The sequence below is a fragment of the Variovorax sp. Soil_C_17 genome, from assembly GCF_057657265.1.
On the sequence record NZ_JBDGIT010000046.1, the window covers coordinates 1 to 813 of the forward strand.

The window sequence follows — 813 nt, forward strand, 5'->3', positions numbered from 1 at the left end:
GTAATAGTCCGACCGAGGACCTTCTTGACGCGTTCACTCGCGGGCCTGCAGCCGCGCATTGATCTCGTCGATGTCGAAGACGTGAGGATCGAAGGGACGGCCGATCCATTCCTTCTGGTCGGCATGCTCGGGATGGCCAGGGTTGGCCAGCGCTTCGAGGAACTCTTCGTAGCCCGATGAACCACCGACGTCCTCGGGCGGGCATGCGTTCTCGCCGGCGATGCACTGTGCGTACTCGATCGGTGCTCCCAGCGTCACGATCTTCTCGACCTTTACCTTGTGCCACCAGGCGTCGCCGAAGTCGTAGAGGTAGTTGAAGGTCTTGCGCCTGCCGAGCGCTTCGCTCAGCGTCACATCTTCTTCGGGCATTAGGTCGTCGGGGAACTCCCGCCCTGGCTCTGTCGCTCCGTAATGGTCACAACCGAAGACGAACTCATGCACGTGCCCGCCATCCCACCCCGTGCCCCACAGCAGCATCACGTGCAGGCGCGACAGGTCGACCGTCAGTGGCACCAGAAGGCGGCGCCATACCTTCGGCCGCACGTCCTCGAGTTCGACGTACAGCTGCCAGGCTTGGATGTCTTGGGGGGCGGGGCTGGTGCTCATGCGGCACTGTAGCGGGACGCGGCGCGTGCCCACAGTGCGCGCAAGCCTTCAGGCCACCTTGGCTACCGGCGGGTGCCAGGGCGCTTGCAGATGCGGCGCTACGACCCAGGGCAGCAGCTCATCAATCCGGTTGCTCGGGTGCTGAGCGATGCGCTGCAGGACGTAGGTCAGGTAGCGTTGCGGGTCGATGCCGTTCAGCTTGGCAGA

At 64.1% G+C, this 813-nt stretch carries 2 protein-coding genes; both read right to left on the minus strand.

Features of this window, described 5'->3' with window-relative positions:
• Positions 1-33 precede the first annotated feature (33 nt).
• Positions 34-606, minus strand: a complete 573-nt coding sequence (locus AC3A6Y_RS34950; RefSeq protein WP_487872785.1) for a plasmid pRiA4b ORF-3 family protein — start codon at positions 604-606, stop codon at positions 34-36.
• A 48-nt stretch (positions 607-654) separates the two neighbouring features.
• A partial coding sequence (locus tag AC3A6Y_RS34955) for a transposase domain-containing protein (protein WP_487872786.1) occupies positions 655-813 on the minus strand: 159 nt, incomplete at its 5' end.

Excerpts from the sequence above, each read along its gene's own strand:
- AC3A6Y_RS34950 (WP_487872785.1), bottom strand. The coding sequence starts at position 606 with ATGAGCACCAGCCCCGCCCCCCAAGACATCCAAGCCTGGCAGCTGTAC.